The organism is Corynebacterium sp. 74A (assembly GCF_008930665.1).
Taxonomy (GTDB): domain Bacteria; phylum Actinomycetota; class Actinomycetes; order Mycobacteriales; family Mycobacteriaceae; genus Corynebacterium; species Corynebacterium megadyptis.
Window position 1 is genome coordinate 152,042 of sequence record NZ_PQMG01000006.1, and the last position, 20,040, is coordinate 172,081.

At 61.8% G+C, this 20,040-nt stretch carries 7 protein-coding genes and 1 pseudogene; 1 reads left to right on the forward strand and 7 read right to left on the reverse strand.

Annotated features, from left to right (window positions below; all coding sequences use genetic code 11):
- Positions 1 to 6: 6 nt before the first annotated feature.
- The 6 genes from GBB11_RS09670 to GBB11_RS09695 all read right to left on the reverse strand — a co-directional run bounded on the left by GBB11_RS09670 (position 7) and on the right by GBB11_RS09695 (position 17,982).
- Positions 7 to 954, reverse strand: coding sequence for a hypothetical protein (locus GBB11_RS09670; RefSeq protein WP_151549811.1), 948 nt, complete (start codon positions 952 to 954; stop codon positions 7 to 9).
- A 234-nt stretch (positions 955 to 1,188) separates the two neighbouring features.
- Positions 1,189 to 1,869, reverse strand: coding sequence for a hypothetical protein (locus tag GBB11_RS09675; protein WP_151549812.1), 681 nt, complete (start codon positions 1,867 to 1,869; stop codon positions 1,189 to 1,191).
- 438 nt (positions 1,870 to 2,307) lie between these two features.
- Positions 2,308 to 3,432, reverse strand: a complete 1,125-nt coding sequence (locus GBB11_RS09680) for an ABC transporter ATP-binding protein (protein ID WP_151549813.1) — start codon at positions 3,430 to 3,432, stop codon at positions 2,308 to 2,310.
- A 628-nt stretch (positions 3,433 to 4,060) separates the two neighbouring features.
- A complete protein-coding gene (locus GBB11_RS09685; RefSeq protein ID WP_151549814.1) occupies positions 4,061 to 10,387 on the reverse strand; it encodes a DEAD/DEAH box helicase in 6,327 nt (2,108 codons plus the stop codon).
- Between the two features lie 6 nt (positions 10,388 to 10,393).
- Positions 10,394 to 14,977: a DNA methyltransferase gene (locus tag GBB11_RS09690; protein ID WP_151549815.1), complete on the reverse strand. Its 4,584-nt coding sequence runs from the start codon at positions 14,975 to 14,977 to the stop codon at positions 10,394 to 10,396.
- Between the two features lie 14 nt (positions 14,978 to 14,991).
- The gene (locus tag GBB11_RS09695) at positions 14,992 to 17,982 is read right to left on the reverse strand and encodes a DEAD/DEAH box helicase (protein WP_151549816.1); all 2,991 of its coding nucleotides are present in this window, start codon (positions 17,980 to 17,982) and stop codon (positions 14,992 to 14,994) included.
- A 1,035-nt stretch (positions 17,983 to 19,017) separates the two neighbouring features.
- On the opposite strand from GBB11_RS09695, the gene GBB11_RS09700 reads away from it, so the two are divergent.
- The gene (locus GBB11_RS09700; protein WP_151529614.1) at positions 19,018 to 19,812 is read left to right on the forward strand and encodes a DeoR/GlpR family DNA-binding transcription regulator; all 795 of its coding nucleotides are present in this window, start codon (positions 19,018 to 19,020) and stop codon (positions 19,810 to 19,812) included.
- 79 nt (positions 19,813 to 19,891) lie between these two features.
- On the opposite strand, the pseudogene GBB11_RS09705 reads toward GBB11_RS09700, so the two are convergent.
- Positions 19,892 to 20,040: pseudogene (locus GBB11_RS09705) on the reverse strand (class II fructose-bisphosphate aldolase); the annotation flags it as partial.

The window sequence follows — 20,040 nt, forward strand, 5'->3', positions numbered from 1 at the left end:
GTGCGTTTAGCGCGACTGGGGGAGGGCCGCGGCCACTGGCTGCGGCAGCGGCACATACTCCGGAACCACTGCCAGCACCGGATCGCTCACTGGTGGGACGATATGGCCGAGCTGCTGATCCAGCACCTGGCGCGCCGGGTAGTTCACGAGCGAGAGACCGGCAGAGCCCACGGGGTTGGGCAGGCTCGGCGGGGCGGGGATGTGCTCGCTGGGGCCGAAAGCGGACTGCACATCGTGGGTGAGTTGCGCGGCGGAGCCATTGGTGGCGGCCGCCACGGAGAAGTCACGGCCATAGCTGGCGGAGGCGTGGAAAGAGCGGCGATCATCCGACCAGCCCCACTTGGTGCCGATCACCCCAGGCAGCGTGGAGGTGCCAAAGTTCTGGGCATAGCCATCGGCCGCCACGGGGGAGGTGGTGGCGAGGGCCACGAGTACCGGATCGGTGGGGTTCTCGCGCTTCTTCGCCTCAAGGTATTTCACGCTATCTGCCGTGGAGGTAGTGGAATTACCCCAGTGGGCCGCACCGTGGGTGTCATGCAGGCCATAGGTGCGGGCAGTGGCGTTGATGGACTGCGGATACTTCGCATAGAGCTGGGAGGCGATGCGATCATCCGAGGTGCGCAGCATCTGGGTGGCCTGCGCTTTGTCTTCGGCAGTGCCGTGTCTAAAGACGTAGTCGGCGATGTACATCTTCACGATCGACAGCCCAGGGCGGGACTCATGCTCGTTCGCGGTGCCCGCATGGAAGCCGGTGGGGGTGTGCTCAAAAGAGATCTGGGTGCGCGCCGGGGCATCGATGGTGCCATCGGGGTGCGTGTGCGGCACCGGCGCCGCCGCAGCCGAGGCGGCCAGTAGCGGGGCGGCGGCCGAGGCGATCACCGCCGTCGATACAGCCGCCACAACGTGGCGGGATACGCGGGGAAGGCGAGAGGGAGCGCGATGACATCCAGACATGGTGTTCAGTATATGCCTCGAGGCTATTTGCTGGAAGGCAGTGTTATATGCGGCTACCGTACACGGACCTCCTCGCCCCAAGGTAGCTAGGGCGGTGCTTCCGCGCTTTCACGGTAGATACGTGCTGCTAGCGCGGGCCTCTGGCTGATGATCACACTCGTAGTCAGCGATCAACCAGGATCGCCTCCATTGGTGTCGGTGATGCTCACCCGTCACCACATTTCGGTGTGGCCTCTACGGAAGCTCAGGCGGATTCGGCATCTCTCCTTCATAAGACACGTGGTCGCCATTCCAGTAGTAGACAACCTCCTTGGTGAAGGCGTACATGTTAGCTAGTGGTTCTCCTGAAGCTTGAAAGGCTTTGCTGTCCACAAAAGACACGCGAACGCCGTTGGGATCCGCTGTGGCGCCCGCGATTGCTAAGAGATTGTCACCTGCGAATTCCTGGAACGAACCCTTGTGGAAAAGTGCAACCTGTAGGTAAGCGCGCACATCATTATTGTCAATAAGGATGTACGACACATCACTATCTGGGTCGTACTCCGAGCTATCAGAGACAACCCAACTGCCACTGCCGAACGTTGTTTCTGCCGCGGCTAATGCGATTTCTTCTGCCTCCGACGTTGAGGCTCCGGCCGGGCTCTCAGAGCTACTAGGCTGCGGCGCGCTGCTTTCGGTTGACTCATCTGGGGCGATGGTCGTTGTTGAGGTTTCGGTGATGGTGGTGGTCGTAGCCTCACTTGTCGATGGGGCTGCTGTGGTGTCATTGTCGTTGCATGCTGTCAGTCCAGCGATGCACAGCCCCGCGGCGAGGGCTAGTGCCGATGCCTTCGTGGCTGTCGAGTAGGTGGTGCGGGTACTCAATGAATTCACCTTCACTAGATAGGCGTGAAAAAGAAGCGAGCTCTCCACCACGTCGTTGAAGTGGATGGTCTGATGCGCCGTCCGGTGGTGCCGATGGCGCGCTCGTGCACACACCGCTCGGCCTCTCGGTGGGGCGTCATAGATCTCCAATTTTACTTACTCAACGTCCAGTAAAGGCGGTTTTCCGCCGCCAATATGTGGGCTAGTGGCTCGCTTGTGGAGCAGGGGGTTACTGAGGGGCTCTGGTTGGCCGAGGACGCCACAGTGTCCACTCGCCGCGGTGACGGTGATAGCACGGGAGCTACGTCGGAAAGAAGCTGCCGAGCCTGCAGGTTCCGTCGTCGAGCTACAAACGTGCGGCGAACATCGACAATTTCCCTGGCATGTAGGCCTGGTGGTGCGAGGTTTTTAGCGCCCATCGCAGCAGCTCCCCGGCCGGCGGAGCTAGCGCTTCGCGGCGGGGGCGCTGAATCGGAGGCGACGAGGGGGTTAGTCGATCAGGCGCTCTCCCGTGGAGGGGGAGAAGAGATGCTGCTTATCGGGAAGAATGCGCACGTAGATCGTGCCATCGCCCTTGGTCACAGTGCGCGGAGGCACACGCACGATGAGGGTGGAATCGACGGAGTCCGACGTCGGTGCCTTCTCGGGGTCGGCGCCGGCCAAGGAGCCATAGACATAGGCGTCGGAGCCCAGCTCCTCCACGAGGTTCACGTGCAGCGGAATGGCGCCGGGGGTATCGGCGGACACCAGCTCGAGGGATTCGGGTCGGAAGCCCACGGTGAGAGTGCCCTGGTCCTCCTCCTTCAGGGCGCTGATGGCGTCGCGGGGCACGGGGATTTCCGCGTCGCCAAGCACCGCGCGCTCACCCTGAATGGTGAAGGTGCCGAAGTTCATCGAGGGCGAGCCAATGAAGCCAGCGACGAACTCATTGGCCGGCTTGTCATACATTTCCTCTGGGGTTCCGACCTGCTGGAGAATGCCGTCTTTGAGCACCGCAATGCGATCGCCCATGGTCAGCGCCTCAGTCTGATCGTGGGTGACGTACACGGTGGTGGTGGCCAAGCGACGCTGCAGATCCGCGATCTGGGTGCGGGTTTGGATGCGGAGCTTGGCGTCTAGGTTGGAGAGCGGCTCGTCCATCAAAAAGACTTGGGGCTGGCGCACAATGGCGCGGCCCATCGCCACGCGCTGGCGCTGGCCGCCGGAGAGGGCCTTGGGTTTGCGGTCGAGGAACTGGGTGAGGTCAAGGATGTCCGCGGCCTCTTCCACCCGCCGGTTGATCTCTTCTTTGGCGGCCCCCGCGATCTTCAGGGCGAATCCCATATTGTCCCGCACACTCATGTGCGGATAGAGGGCGTAGTTCTGGAACACCATCGCGATATCGCGGTTCTTCGGCTGCATCGCGGTCACATCTTTGCCGCCGATCAAGATCCGGCCGGCATTCACATCCTCCAAGCCTGCGAGCATGCGCAGCGAGGTGGATTTACCGCAGCCGGAGGGGCCGACGAGAACGAGGAACTCGCCGTCCTCAATGTGTAGGTCGAGCGAGTCGACGGAGGGCTTTGTCGCGCCGGGATAAACGCGCGTCGCCTTATCAAAAGTCACAGTTGCCATGATCTGGCACACCTTTCTTCACCGGCAGGTACGTGCCGGACGATCCGTTGTGAAGGGGGTATGAGCAGGCCGCGAAGCAGCCGGCTATTTCTGCCGAGCGATTCGTGCCATACAAAGCACTCCTCGTCGATTGTGGCACAGTCCAACAATGATGAGACGCTAAAACAACAAAGGAGCTCTGTGTGGCGGGGTTTTCCTAGTGATCGTTATTCCAGAGGGGAAGAAACAGATCGCCATACATGTCGTTCTTAAGGGCGCGGCATTCCCTTCAGCGGTGACTCGGACTTGGAGCAGTAGATCGCCGAGACCGTCGATGAGGATAGTGCCCAGATGAAGTAAGTGGGAGCTACGATGATGAGTTTTGGGGTCTTTGTGTGGGCGGCTTGCTCATGCTTGCGGGGGCTGCAGACCGTATGTGCGTGGCGGCGTGGAATAACGTCCTGCTGCCGATGATCATTCTCTTCCTCGGCCTGCAGCGCTTCTAGTAGTCCAGCCTCTCCGCTGGAGCCGCCAAGGGTTAAGGCCCTCGCTGCTGGCCACGCTATCCCCTCACCGATAGGGGAGGGGATAGCTATGGGGTGGCCACATCCTGTGCACGCTTATCGACGCCCACCTTCGGCGCGTGCGCCTACTCGCGCAGGCGCTGGACTACCTCCGGCAGGTTCTCCGCATCGCTGAGTTCAGCGATGGTGATACTCAGCCACGGTGCGGCGAGCTCATTGTCGTCGAAGAGCAGCGCCAGCTTCTGCTCTGTGTCTTCGAGCTCCCACACCGCAATGGTGGAGACGCCGTCGATCTCCTCGCCGATATTTTCGGGCGCGGCCACCCCGGCGCGTGCGAGAACACGCAGCGCGGCCACCGCCTCCTCATCGTCATCCCACTCCTCGAGCACCTCGGCCCACGCGTCGCTGATCTCGGAAGTGTGAGACGCAGCCGCGGTATCCGCCGCAGCCGGGCTCGCAGCAGCTGCTGCGGGCACTGCCGCCTCCACCGCCGAGAACTCGCTGTTATCGCACACATCAATAAGCACGCTGTTATTGCTGAGGAAGCCCAAGTTCGAGATGCGCAAGAAGCGGTTCCAGCTGTCTTTGTCCGAGCCCTCTTGGTCTGGAATGAAGCTGATGCGCACGCCCTTGTCCACGCGGCGCAGATCCACCGCCGGCCCCAGCAGCTGGGGGCCCTGTTCTTGGGCGGCCCAGGAGATGTGGAAGGCCGCAGCCTCGCCGAGCTTATCCCAGCGATGGGTGGGGTGATGCAGGATTTCCAGCAGCTGTGTCATGGGATCGCGCAGCAGCAGCTCGTGGAAGGAATCCTGGAGCCGCAGCTTCTCATTGAGCACCCCACGCAGCTGCCCCACATACCAGCGGGGCGTCTGGGTGGCACCGGTGGTGGCCGTGGCGCGCCGGGCCTCGAGATCCTTGTAGGTAATGGACCACGGGTACATGCCGCGGCGGGCCAGCTGTGATCGCTTGGCGATGTCCCCAGCCACCCGGTTGTGCAGCTGGCTGGCGTGATACTGATAGCCGTCGAGATAGGCGGCCACGGTGCTCACGGTGGCGTTATCGGTTTCAAAGTAGAAGTCGGGTTTGGTTTCTACCAGATCCTTCTGCTCGTGCATGGTCCACTGGTGGGGCGAGTTCGGGAAGCTGATGGTCCAGCGGGCACGGTTGCCCACTGTTTGCTCCTGCACGCGCGCGCCCTTGGCCTTGAGATCGGCGCGCAGCTGCTCGAGGAACATCACCTCGAGTGCTGAGCGGCTATCCGGCTCCGGGGCCTCCTCGGTGATGTGGCCCTCCCAGAGGTTCTCCTCGCGCAGCGGATCGACGCTGTCATCCGGGTGGAGATCATCCACCAGGATTTTGGTGATCGCCGCCAGCGCTGATTCCCGCGAGGTCTTATCCACATCACTGCCGGCGCTAAAGGGCAGTAGGCACTCGGGGCAGGCTTGGCGCTGATCGTTCTGGCAGGGGCAGTGCTCCAGCTTTTCATAGGCTTTTAGCAATAGGCGGCGAATATCGGCCGAGGAGGTGAATTGCGAGAGATAGCCGGTGCCGCCCGGGATCGTGTCATGGAGCAGCAGCATGGGGCTCACCTTGCCGTGGGTGCTGGCATGGACCGGCGCCACATCGAGGTGATCGGGGTTGCCGCCGAGGGCCAGTTTGAAGCCCATGCGGATCGTGGCGATGAGGCTCGGGGTGGCGTTCTCATCGGCGGCGGCAATGCTGGGCGGCAGGTGCATGAGCACGCCTTGGGTAGTGAGGGTGCGTCCCAGGGCGAAGGCGATGGTGTCCTCCTCGGCGGCATTGCGCAGGGAGCACCAGGGCTTGTGGTCGCGCCAGTGATTCGATCCCGCCTCGGAATCCTTGTGGCCGCACTCGCGGCACACGCGAAACATGGGAGTTTCTACTTCGGCGCCGCACAGGGATTGGCGCATTCCGCCTTGGGCGCGGCCCAGGTTCAGCCAGCGCATGTTCACCGAGGGCAGGTAGCGGATACCGAAACCGGTTTCGCGCAAGAACCATCCCTCTCCATAGCCGCCCTCGGGCACCACCATGGACAGGGCGCGTTCGAAGCGCACCGAGGTGCGATCGTCTTTGGCATCGGTAATCGCAGAGCGCGAATAATCCACGCTGGCGTAGACGCGCGTCATTTCCACCACGTTGATCACCTGCGCGGCGTCGGCAAAGCGAGCGTCGCCGCAGTGTGGGCAGGGAAGCGTATCAGAGTCGGGGGTTTCTACCCGCGAGTAGGAGCAGCTGGGGCAGAGCCGCCACTGTTGCACAGCGGCGTTATCCGGCCCGAGCTCCACCGAGTCCACCGTGGCGGCAATGCCTTGGGCATAGAAGGTCGCGTCCGGGGCGAGCTCGAAGAGCGCGGAGGAGATACCGCGCGAATAGTCGCGGGCATGCGTTTCGATCTCCCCGGTATCGGCGTCAGTGCGCGAGATCGAAAGGTGAAACTCCACGGTCTCATCCAAGAGAGTGAAGTTCGGCAAAAGGCCCGCGCGCTCCATCACGGCGATCCAGTATTCCTCCTCGAACTCGGAGGTCAGCTGGCTGTTGATGAAATTCGCCGCCGCCCGGGTTTGGCGCAGCTGCAACTCGGTTTCCTCATCGGCACTATTGCTCTCGGCGACGCGGTTGAGTTCATCGAGCGTGGCATGCACCGCCTTTTTGCGCTCCATGAGCATTGCGCGGTGGGATTGCCAGGTGCTGCGGCTCTCGCGCAGCACGGCCACCGCCTGGGTGCTGGCCCACTCCCGCAGCTCCTCCTTCACGGCCTGGGGCGCAAACTCGCCCAGGCTGTCCAGGAAGGCATCGAGCTCAGCGTCGATCCCCCCCTCGATGCGATCGATGAGTGCGGCCACCACCGTGCCCTCGAAGTCCTGCAGGCCATAGCCGAAGACGGACTTCGCGCGCGTCGCCGACACATTCACCTCGGCGAAGTCCATGGTGTCGATCACATAGGCCAAGAACTGCCGGTGCAGAATCTCTCGCGCAGACAAAAAGGCCGCCGGCGGCTGCACCACACCATTGATGGTGCTCAGCGGCCGTTCCAGCCTAGCCAGCGCCTTCCCGCGCCCGCGGGTCACAGCGATCACCAGCGAGTTGCCGCTCAAACGCCCAGCACGGCCCACACGCTGCACATAGGAGGCCACAGAATCCGGCAGGGAGGCCAGCATCACCGTGGACAGATTCCCGATATCGATACCCATCTCGAGGGTAGGGGTAGCCACCAGCACATTCGGCGCATCCGGTTGTTGCTTATCGACGGCCGCCTTGAACTGTTCCTCGATCTCTAAGCGATCCGCGGTCGCCAGCAAGCTCGTGTGCTCGCGGCTGATAACCGTGCGGGAGTCCCGGGAGCTATACAGGCTGCGGTAGTAGTTGTGCGGATTAGCCACTACCTCGAATCGGCCCTCACAGCCGAGCGAGTGGCAGGGGGTGTGGGCCAATAGTTCGCGGCCGTGGGCGTCCACGCCGAAACGGCGGTGGCACACCGAGCATTCGAGGATGCCTGGATCGGGCTCGTGCACCACGCGAATGCGCGAGGGCTCGAGATAGTACATGGTGGCACCGGTGTTGGACTCCAGGCTGCCCACGATGCCCTCTGCGGCCAAGAGGCGAAAGAGCGCGGTGACCGCCCACGCGGCATGGCGGGTATCAATCCCTAAGTGGGTGGCGCTCCAGCGGGCACACCAGCCGCGCTCCTCGGAGAGCGGCAGCACTGAGTTCTTCGATTTTGCGCCAGCGAGTTTTCCGCCCGCACGGGGAAAGTGCGGGGCACCGCCTTGGGGGAAGCGGGGCACGCCTTGGGCGGCGGCTTCGCGGCGATAGAGCATGTACTCGTTGCCGTCGTCTTTAATGAAGGCGCGCAGCAGCTCGGTATAGATACCGCCGCTAAGGCGGGTGTATTCCAGCAGGCCGCGGGCCCAGGCCAGCTCGCTGCCGGCACCATCGAGTGCATCGCCGGTGGCGGGGTCATGGGAGATAAACGCCGCCATTTGCGTCTCGCCGAAGGCGCTGCGCAGAGCCTCTTTAGCGATGGGCTCCAGCACCGCATCGTCTACGTCCACGCCCACGGAGACGGTTCCGGTGGAGACCAAAGAGCGGGGCAGATCGGCGCGATCACCAAACTCGAGAGCCACATCCAGCTCCAGCACCTTGGTCAGGCGCTTGGTGGCCTCGCCGCGCTGCCCCGAGGAATAGCTGGGATCCCAGAAGGGCGCAAAGCGTTTATTCTCCGCCACCCAAGGCGGCAGGAGCTCAAAGCGGGAGCGCGCCGGGATCTCATCTGCATCGGCGGAGGCAATGAGCTGCTTAGGCAAAGTGTCCAGGGTGGTCGCTTCGTCGATGGCCGCATTGGTGCGGCCACGGAAGGCGAAGGTGCGGGCGCGGGATTGCATGAACCCGGCGCGGTGCGCAGCATCCTGCACGGAGTCGGTGAACACCAGGGATTTCTTCTCTGCGGCGTCCACATCGTCCATGCCGAAGAGATTGGACACGGCCACGGAGAGCAGCGTGGCCACGGAGGAGCCGAGGAAGCGGATGGAGTCGCGCTCCCCGCAGGAAGGGCAGACGTTCTGGCGGGCAAGCTCGTCTACGTCCTCGCCGCCATAGGTGAGAACCCGCACCACGCCACCGAAGTCCAGGTGTTCCTCATCGGGCTCGCTCACGCTCAGCTGCGCATTGGGCAGATCCAGCCAGGCCAGCATGGAGTGGTCCTCGGCCAGGCGATCGTGTCCCAAGCGCAGCTCACTGGAGGCGTCGATGAGCGGCCGCATCATGGTGCGTTTGCGCACGCTGTGGCCGCGGATGGTTTTAGGGTTGGTTTCGATGCGCTCATCGCCGGGCTGGACGCTGACCATCCACCCCGAGCGCCCGCAGTTACGGCAGTAGCAGGCCGGCAACCAATTGCCCTCGGTGGTGCCGTTATCGGACCAGCGAAACATTGCTGCCCCAGCGGCGTTCAGCTCCACGGCGCGGTCGATGCGCGATACCTCCCGCACCCACAGGTGGGTCTCTACCCCAGGGAATTTCTTGCCGTGCCAGCCATGCTGCGCCCCGAACTCGGCGCGCAGGTGCGCGATCAAGGTGAGGGTGTGGGCAATAAAGGTGGCTGCGTCCGCGCCGAGCTGACGTAGCGTTTCGGCATGGAAGAGCTGGGCATCCAGCGGAGTCTCGTCCTTTTCGAAGGATTCCGTTATCGCCACCGGCCGGCTCGTTGCCTGCAGCAGCTGAAGAACCCACTCATTGCGCGAGGCCGCCGCAATCGTGTGCTCCACGGACGTCTCCGCGCCCACGCCAAGTAGCTCTTCGCCGAGCACTCGGCGCACGATGCGATCGTGCTCCACATGCTCCTCGGTCGCGGTGGCCTTTTCGATCGCGCGATTCATCTCCTGCATCGCCGCGGCCGTCGGCGCGGGCGTGGGCTCGGCCTCGATCCCAGTGAACTCGGCAATGCTGCGCTGCCATTGTTCGATGGTGAGCACGGTTTCGCGCACCACGGAGCTCGGTGGCAGCTGTTCGCCGAAGATAGTGTGCGCGAACTCGAGCATCTCTGTGGGCTCGGAATTCTTATCGCCCAGTGTTGCGGAGGTAGCCACCGGCGTGATCCGCCCCAGAGGGCGGGCCTTGTCCTCCTCGCTTAACTCGCCCTCGGGCTGGAGGGCCTTGATCTTCAACCCCATGCGCCGCAGCAGCAGCGCCACATCGGTGCCTTGGGCGCCGTCGTAGGTGTGGAACTCATCGAGCACCACATACTGCAGGCTTGTGGCCGATTCCTTCCATAGCTGCTGGTCTTCATCGCGCAGCAAGAGCTGATCCAGCATCTTGTAGTTGGTCAGCAGGATCTCCGGCGGGGCCAGCCGCATCGTCTCCCGATCGGTGATCAGCCCCGCCTCGCTCACGGTCCGACGGTGCGAGTCAGCCGTTTCACCGGTATAGATACCGGCACGAATCCCGCCCAACCGCGGATCGGTGGTGATCAGCTCCGCCAGACGCGCCGCTTGGTCATTAGCCAGCGCATTCATCGGATAAAGGATGAGCGCCTTAATTCCCCGCCGCCCCGTGGTGCGCAGGCAGTGATCCAGAATTGGATAGAGAAAGGACTCTGTTTTACCCGAGCCCGTTCCCGTGACTACCAGAGTGGGCTCTGGGCGCCGCTCCTCGCCATCTCGTGACGATGCCAACCTGCGGAACGCCTCCGCCTGGTGCCGGTAGGGAAGAAAATGCTCCGGCAGCCAGCCCAGAAGATTCGACCAGTCCGACGCCGGGGCATAGGGCAAACGGGTGCGCACATAGGGCCCATGGAACATGCCCTCCTCGGAGTTGGTGAGAAACTCCTTCAGCCCCGCCGCCGTTGCCTGCTCCGCCAGGGAGAAGCTGGTGGCTAGGTACTCACTCAAGCCACCAATAATGTGGTTCGAGGCATGCGTGGGGATGATACTGGACATGGTGGGTTATAGCTCCTTGGAAAAAGCCTCATAGGCGGCCCGCAGATCGGCTTCACGATCCAGCGGGGCAAAGGGGTAGTCGAAGGTATAGGACACCTCAGACTGCGGGTGCGTCCAGGTGCGCTCCGCCGCGGACAGCTCCGCGCCGGGCTTCAGCTTCTCCTGAAGCTTCACAATCTCCTTCGGCACCTTACGGCCATGCGCATCATAAAGATCCTCCCGATCGTAGCGACGCATCACGGGGAATTGGGTGCGATAGATCATGCACAGCTCATCAGCGCTGATACCCAAGGACAAGGCCACAATGGCATCAATCTCATTCTGCGCATGCCAGCGCTCCTTCGCGTTCCGCAGCGGAGTCTCCGGCGTCCACTCCTCACCCGTGATCTGCTCCCACAAGGGCGCATACGCGGGGGTGAGGCAGTTCAACTCCAGATAGCGGCGGGCCGCGATGGGCCACAGCGCATTCTCGGTGCCGAGGGGGAGCACTTCGAAAACAGTCGCCATAATATGCCCCGTCCCGGTTGATCGCAGATAGAAATCTACAAGGAACGAGCTGGCAGTGAACGCTGCGGCAAGCGTTCTCACATCCCTCATCGGCCCAGCAGAAGTAATGGTGTACAAGTGCGTGGACTCTGGGGGCAGTAGAGCAGGGTAGAGCGTCCGAAAACCGGTAGTAGCAGCCATGTTTCGCCATCCGACGCGGGAAAACGATGACGCATACTCCTTTTCCCCGTCTACGGTCCACGTGCCAAACAAGCCATTTATCGCAGCTTGATCCAAGGAGTCATCGAATGCATATGAGGTCGCAGGAATAAAGTCTTCGGCTACGGCCTCAAGATCAATCTCGGACCAGTCCTTGTTGCTCTTCATCGTGGGATTGGGCTGCTTGATCATGGGCGTGGATACGCCCAGATGTGGGCCTTGCAAAATCGTATTCGCCCACGAGTCTGGATGCTGCCACGAGGTGTCGAAGTAGCCTCTCTTCCGATCTGCGGTTTCATGCCAACCAGTCGAGTACTGGAGCCCGAGTGCTCGAATGCGGTCTGCGGTAGCGAGCTTCTCCAGAACGGCGGCAGCAGCGGTGTTCACGGTATAGACCATGCGGGTTTCCAGCAGCGGTGTGCTGGGATCCTCCAGGATGGACTTCCACAGCTCGAGGGTGTTCTTATCCACGGTGGCAATACGATCACGGTGGGGTCGCAGATCCCAGTTATCGTTCTCGTCCCTGAAACCGGGGAGTGCACCACTTCCATCGTGCTTAAAAGAATCGCTCACGCTCGTGGGGTGGTAGAGAGAGTTCGCAGAAAGGAACCTGGGGTTGTCTACTGGTGCCGCGTACACGTGTACTCCGTATTTGACTAGGTTGTGAACATCGAAGAGTTTGAGCTCATTGATGAACTGCCAGTGGCGGCGCAGGCGACGATACGCACCTATGCGCAGGGCCGCAGCCTTCTTTTCCGTGAAGTGTGATTCCGGGTGGATCAGGGAGATCACACCAGTATCGCTGGCATTGGCCCAAGTGCGTTCCATAAAGCCGCGATAGAGGTCTGGCTGCTGGTCGGCAAGGTGTGGATAGCGGGTGATATCGCCGAGGACCTCCGCCGTCACCACAGTTTCCCCCAAGCCGCGAGAGAGCGTGTCCAGCACGGCGGGGTCCTCGAGCAGTACCGCGCGCCGTTCCTTCTTTGCAGCCTGCGTGGGCTTATGAGCGAGAGTGAACCATGGGTCGTGCTCAGAGATCAATGCATCGACATCAGCGGTAGGCCGCACCCACGGCGGGTTACCCACTTGGAAGTCGAAGCCGCCCTCGGCCATCACGGCGGCGAAGTCGAGATCCCAATGGAAGAAGCTCTGCTCGGCACTGACGCGCTCCACAATGGCCAGCCACGGGTGCGCCTCCAGCAGCTCCTCGTACTTCAGGGCGCCGGAGGCCTTGAACTCGAGATCCTCGATAAAGTCCAAGTCCTCCCAGTCCATGGCGAAGCCGAATCCCTCGGCCTGCTTCTTTCCAGACTTCAGGGCGTCATTGGCCCGGCCCAAGGCGTGGTGAAGCGTGCGCAGCCACTCCTCACGGCTGGGGAGCAGCTCCGTTTCATTCAGCGGCCAGAACCACAGGGCGTTCCAGGCGTTCATGATCAGCCGCAGGCGCTGATAGGAGCCATTGAGATTAGCGAAGAGCTCCTGCTCAATCTGTGCACGAGTGACCGCGCCGGCGCTGTGCTGTTCCGGCTGGCCCCATAGGTTAATGGTGCGTCGGGCCTGCTGTTCTGCGATGCGCAGGCGCACCAGGGCAAAGCGCCATAGCACCTCGACTCGCTCGGAGAGCTTCGCGAGCTCGCGGGCGTGTGTCTTGCTAAAGCCCTTCTGCACCGACTTTCGCCACGTCTTCATGGCTGCGATCTGCTCGGGCGCCATGGCTTTGAGGTCCTTGGATTCGCTGGCGGCACCCCAGCCAAGGGCGGGAACGAGGAAGTGATGCACCCGCGAGGAGACCTTCGGATCGGGCCTCCGCGTGACAATGGCTTCCGAGACCGTCTGCACGCTGTGGTGCCGCGGGCGCTCCGAAAGATACTGCTTGGTGGTGAGAGCATCTGTGCTCAGTGTGGAACGCATCGCCCCGATAAGCGAGTTGCCGTGGCGCAGGTGCAGGCCGAACCATGGGGCCTTCAAATCGGCGGTCATGGTGTTTAGCCACAGCGAGATCTCGGCGAGCTCCACGGCGGTGCGGTTGAGGTCTACGCCATATACTTGGTGCAGGGCGATGGAGGCCTTCACCTTTTGCAGTTCCTCGGTGAGGGACTCCGCCGGAATCTGCTCATCCAGTTCTTCTTGTTTCAGCGTGATATAGAGCTCTGCCAGCTGGTTCACGGCCTCCACGGCGAAAGCGCCGGAGCCCATCGCCGGCTCGCAGACACTCAGGTTCAGCACATCATCGGCGCAGCTGATACGGCCTGAGCTGCGCAGCTCCTCGATGGCCTGGCCCACGGTGAACTCGGTGATCACCGGCGGCGAATAGAAGGAGGCCGAGCGCTCTCGATCCCGGGAGGATTGGCGATACACAAAGGAGCCGGCCTTATGGCGACGATTGCGGGCGCGGGTGCCGGAGATGGCGTCGTCAATCCGCTCTTGGACGAAGCTGTCCGTGGGCAGAGTGGCGGCCAGCGACTCGGGCACAACCCACGATCCCTTGGAGGGATCGCCGTGGGGTGCGACCTCCAGCAGCTCTTGGGTGGCGATGAAGCCGGTATAGGACATCAGGCCCTCGTACACCTGGCCGAGCTGGGTGACACCGAGGGTGGCATAAGAGACGAAGCCGCGCTCACGGCCCGAGGTTTCGGGGGTGAGCAGCAGGTTTTGCAGCACCCTGTGGAGGGCGGCATTGGAGAGTTTGACGCGGGAGATATACGCGGTGGCATCCGGTTTGAAGAGGTCCGCGGCGAGATTCCGGAAACGGAGGCCATCGGCGCCGGCGTTGGCGTCGAAAAGCTCGGCGGTGGGGTCCAAGGGATCGTGGCCCTGATCTACCAAGGAGAAGAGGAGATCGAGGCTGTCGTAGAGGTAGGTGCCGCGGGCGGCCCGCTCGCTGGGTGGTTCGATGAGGATTTGGTCGCGCAAGTTCGACAGACCATAGCCCTCGTCATATTCGGGCACCCCGGTGGGCAGGATCTGCAGCTCCGGGGAGGCCTCGGCGAAGAGCAGGAAGAGGATGCGATAGAGATAGCGCAGCGACTGTTTGGCCAGTTCATTGCCGTCGAGATCAATGGGCAGGCGCTGTTCGCGGTGGCGATCCAGCACATCATTGCCGATGATTTCGATGGATTCCTTAATGGCCTGGCGGAGGCTCTCGCTCACCTTCACGGCGTGCTCGCGGGACTCGGCGAGCGTCTCAAGCCACCAGGTGCTGCCATCGGGGGCGCAGGTGATGTTCTCCCACGCCAGGGCGGCGCACACCTGCTGTAGCTCGCCGCGATTCTTGGTGTTATTGCGCTCGGCGGCAAGGGCCACATCCACGCCGAAATACCGACCGAGGGGCCAGGAATCGCGTTCTGCGAGAATCACCCAGGAGCCGGCGATCAGCACGATGAAGGCCGGCTGTTCCTCGCTGAGGAATAGTTCCGTCACCAGCTTGGTGGCCGACCACTCCAGCTCGGCACCATCTAGGCTCGGCGGGCTCAGTGGGGTGGCCTCCACCAGCTCCTCAATATTGGTAATGGGAGAAATACGAAGGGTAGCGGCCTTGTGCTGCAGCGATCCGGTGAAGGCAAGAGTGCCGGCGCTGCTCTGCACCTCCTGCGCTGCGGGGTGCGGATAGCCACAGGCGGATTCGATGGCCGCGGCGGCAGCCTCCACCGAGGAAGGAGTGGCGGGGTCAATGGTGGATAGCGCCGTCTGCAGCTCATTGCGCTGGGCAGTGAGCCGACCCCACGGGGAGGTGGAAGACGCGGAATCCTTATCGTCGGCCTTCCACACCTTCACTGCGTGCTCAGCGCGCTTGCCAAAGGACGCACCCTTGGTGTTCTCATCGTTGGTCAGGTAGTAGTCGCTGATCCACTCGTCAACGTTGGCGATGGAATCGAAAGAAGCCATGGGGGAGATCCTTGTTATGCGCTGGGGGTGGTGGCGGGAATGATGACGGCCAGGGGGCGGATGAGGGAACGCTGCGGGCGGGTGGCCACGAGCATCTCACGCTGCTTGTCCACCACGGCACGAGAGCGGGGCGCCCGGCCGGAGCTGTGGCCGATGGCGCTTTCCCATTCGGTGGCGCGCTCTGACCACGCCGCGGCGCGGTTTTCGGCCTCGGCGATGCCGGCGCTCTGGATGGCGTCCACATGCGTCTCCGCGGCGGCAAGCGCCGCGCGGATCAGCCGGTTCGTCTCCGGCGGAATGCTGAGCGAGCCAGTGGAAATCGCCTGCTCATTCAAACCGATCTCGCGCAGCATGGCGATGGGATCGGTGACGGTATCCACCGTGGCCGCAGGAATCCCCTCGGGCACATCCAGGCCGAACTGGCCCGGGGTGGCCAACAGGAAGGAACGGGTGACCACCTGGCCGCGGGAGCTGGTGAGCGTGGCCATGAGCAGGACCGTGAGCTCCTCCACGTCGCCGGTGAACGCGGGGATCTCGGACTTTGCCATCGAGGACAGCGCGCGATCGGCGGCCCAATCCGATACTGGGTGCAGCGGGCCCAGATAGTGTGCCTTCGGCCAGGTCTTGGAATCGTTATCGCGGGCCGCCTGCAGCTGCGACTCGCCACGGGCGGTGGAGGTGGCCAGCATCAGGCGCTTCTTGACCTGGCGATAGTCCACATAGTCCTGGGGCAGCAGATCGAAACGGCGCTGCAGATCCGGTGGGGGAGTCAGCTCCATCGTGTCATTATCGTGCAGCTCCATCGACACCCCGCCGCGCGCCGGGGACTCCGAGGCCACATCATGAAACGCCTCCGCGAGGGCCTGCACGAGATAGTCCTGCTCGCTGGAGAACAGGCTATGAGCCGCCGAGGAGGTAAGTGGCTGCTCCGGTTCCTCGTCGAGGACCAGGGTGCCGCTGTTGAGCATGGCCCAGAGATCATCCACGGCCCGCTCGTCTGCACTGCTCTCGGCCGAGGGGGCATCCGCCGCAGGAGCGTCCGCGTCGGTGGCGTGGTCTTCGGCCTGGCGGGCGGCGCGGTCGCGGGCGTCACGCACCACCTCTTCCGCGGTGCGGATAGTGGAATCGAGATCACGGCGGCCCCGAAGAATATCGCGGACGCTATCTTCCTCGCTGCGGATGGAATGCTTGCCCATGAGCAAGGAGGCATCGCCGAGGAATTGGTGGGCGGCGTGCTCACGCTCGACGAGCTTTTCTAATACGTGGGTCTCGCCGATGCCCTCCTCGGGGTCCAGAAGCAACGTCGCGATCTGCGGCGGGTTGGTTTGGCCATAGCGATCAATACGGCCATTGCGCTGCTGGATACGGATGAGCGACCACGGGATGTCATAGTGCACCAAGTGGTGGCATTGGCTGTGCAGGTTCACGCCCTCGCTGGCCACATCGCCGGTAATGAGCACCCGGAGCTTGGAATCGGCGCGCTTGAACTCGTCGATCAGCTCCATTTGCTCCACATCGGACATGCCGCCGTGCATGACCTTCACCGCGCCCTTGCCCAGCTTGAGGTCCTTGCTCAGGTTGGTCTCGAGGAAGTGCAAGGTGGCGACACGCTCAGAGAAGATCACCACCCGCTGCGAGGAGCGCTTCTTAATGCCCACCTCATTGCGCAGATAGTCCACGAGTTGGAAGTACTTATTGGAATTATCGGGGGTGATGCGCTCGGCCAGCTCGCGCAGCCGGTGCAGGGCCTGCACTTGGGCGGCGCTGTTGGTGGAGGCGGAATCCGCGGCCAGAGTACGCAGGCGGTTATCGATGGTCTCCAGCAGGGCGGCGGGGGAGGAGAGATAGGCTTTGACCAAGGTCCACGGGAAAAGATCGCCGGCCAGTTTCGTACTCACCCACGTCTCGCTGAGCTCGCGGGCCACGGCATTTTCCTCCGCCGAGGCCTCAATGAGGATATTGGTGGGCTCCGCACGAATCGCCCACTTATCGCCCACCACCGAGGCGACCTCCTTGGAGTTGCGATGGCGCCGGATAATGAGATCCTTGGCGGCGACCTCATCAATCACCCCGCTCGGGCTCACGGCCAGAGGATCGAGCAGGCGCAGGATCTCCTTAAACGAGTCTGGATCGCCATTGTGCGGGGTGGCCGAGGCGAGGATCAGTGCGTCCGTGCGCGGCGCGAGCGTGCGCACCAAGCGGTTATTGTGCGTGCCGGCATTGGTGGCGTTGTGGATCTCATCCACAATCACGATGTCCCAGTTCACCTTCTCCAGCTGGGCGAGGTACTTAGGGGACTTCAAGGTATCCATGGACACGATCACGCGCGGGAAGTACGTGAAGGGGTTTTTGCTGGCCGGTAGCTTCTGGCGCACCTTTTGAATACCTATCGAATCGAGACGCACCAGCGGAATGGAAAAGCGCGTCCACAGCTCCTGCTGGAACTGCTCCAGCACATGCTTCGGGGTGACCACCAGAATGCGCTCCCCGCGCCCACGCCGAATCAACTCGGCGGCGATCATGCCAATTTCGAGGGTCTTGCCCAGGCCGACGGCGTCGGCAAGCAACACGCGGGGCTGTACCCGCTGGGGGTCGAGAGCCATGCGCACGGCGGCGAGCTGATAATCGAGCGGGTCCGCGAGCATACGGGTGGCCACGTCGAGCTCCTGCTGCCGCAGCGGCACCGGGGTTTGGCGCATCGTGGACTCCAGCCACAGCTTCGAGTGGCGATAGCGCGGGGAATGATCCGGTACGGGAGTGACCGCGGCGGGGTCGAAGATGCGGACATCGTCAAGGGCGGTGAAGAAAGTAGCGGTGGTATCGCGCACGTAATCGCTGAGGCCGCGAACCTTGATGCGGAAGCCATCGGTGGAGCGGGTCACGTGGGTGACCAGCCACGACTCATTGCGCACCTCCACGGTGACGCCGGGCGCGAGCTGATCGAAGTAGCTGGGGTCGCGGGGGCTGGCGGTAGCAGATGAGGCCGCTGCGGAGGGCTGAGTCATAGTTTCTTAAGTTTAATTAGTCGGCGCTCACGGTGGGCCGATATGACTACGCCGTGTTGGGGCGGTCGCGGGGTGTGTGATCACGGGCGATACGGCCCGCGGAGGCGCGGTAGTACATGAGAGGAGCGCGATCTACGGTGTGAGGGAACTCCACAACCTCTACAGCTCTCGTATCTAGTTCAGCGAGTAGGAGAGTAGGAATGCCGCTGACTCTTACCTCAGGATCTATGATGAGCGGCCTGTGCGAAAAGGGGTCGAGGGGCTCTCCTCGTTGAGGGAGACGAAATGCTGCTGGAGTTAAACATCTGAAAATCCCACAAGAGCACAGCAGAGAACGCGGCATTGTTTCTCAGAGGTTACGTTCCCTCTCGGCGTGCAGTATCTGGATGCGTATGAGAAACCTGCGCCCCTGACGGGGGGCGGAGGTGCATATCTCTTGCTTGTGAATATAAGTTGCGAGCTCGGTGCAGATCTAGACCGCGCGAATTAGTTTGATCGCGTGTGGAAGCCGATAGCGAAAGAAAACCGGCGAACACGTCTTCGCAACCGGTCCTAATTTTAGGGAATCTCTATATCGCTAATTTGACCTACTCTATCCAGCGCTGGAATTACCATTGTCCGACTCAACTTATATCCAATTAAGCGCAGCCTATGTTTATCTGAAAAAGAGGATTGTGCAGAGTATGTGCAATGCGTGTATGAATGTACATCGCTTTCGACTGCAAGATGTCGAAGTTGTGTCGGGAAGGATGAGTAGCTTACAAGCCTGCTCATGGCTTGCTAAGGCATTAACGTCGATCTAGTTGCGAAGTGGGAGTTGGTAGCCCCTTGGCGCGCGCCGGCGCTTGGAGGCACAGATGGTGATGCGATGAACTCGTCCGAAAAGTGGTTTTAGACACCCGGATGCTCAAGCGCCTGTAGGCGGGTCGGCGAATCCAACATAGGACGATGGGGGGAAGCATACTAAGATAGAGGGGTGACCCTCATCAGTTGGGGCTAACGGAGGGCAAAAATAGCTCGGAAGGACTTCGCGCAGTGATTCGAACGGAACGGCTTCAATCTATCGTGGAAATGCTTAATAGTAATGGCACAGTGACGGTAGATCAAATAATAAACACGCTTGGAATCTCTGCGGCAACCGCGCGCCGTGATCTAGATCTACTCGCAGAGAAGGGTCAAGCTTTACGGACACATGGCGGGGCAACGGCTATCGATAGTGGCTTGCCAACCTTTTCGCTTCTTTCAACGTCTCCATATTCAGCGCAAAAGCGGCAAATAGCCTTGGAGTGCATGCGTTTTATAGAGCCTGGGCAAGTTATTGGATTATCTGGCGGAACCACGGTTAGTGAGGTGGCCTTAGAGATCGCTCGATGGGCGGCCAAGCATGCCGAAAAGTCTCCGGTGACGCTTCCGGTTTTGACAGTAGTTACAAATGCTGTGAGCGTTGCCTACCGTCTCAGTGGAAGGCCAGAGCTGCGGATTGTCGTGGTTGGGGGAGTGATGAATTCGCACTCCTGCGAGCTAACAGGCCCTTTTAGTACTCAGGTATTAGAGCAGATCAATATGGATTTGGCCTTTATCGGTGTGAATGGTTTTGATTCCAGTGGACCGGGTACTACTGACGAATTTGAAGCTTTCACTAACCGTGCTATGGCTTCGCGGGCGGTGAAACCAGTCGTGGTTGCGGACTCCTCCAAGTTCGGGAAACGTTCATTCTCTTCGGTAGGAGGCCCAGAGGCGATCCGAACTGTGGTAACCGATTCGGACATCGACAGCAAAGTTATTTGCTCTTTGCAGGAACGTGGCTATGACGTGGTGGTTGCCGGCTGACGTCCGTAATTTTGCTTGGAGCAAAGCTTAACCCTCCCCGTTGCGTGGTGTGCTGTGGGGAGGGTGTGAAGGGGGGGTGTTACTTGGACACGGAGGTGCCGGCGGAGTGGAGGTCCTGGCAGGCCTCCACGATGCGCTCGGCCATGCCGGTCTCGGCCTTCTTCATGTAGGAGCGGGGATCGTAGACCTTCTTGTTTCCGACCTCGCCGTCGATCTTGAACACGCCAT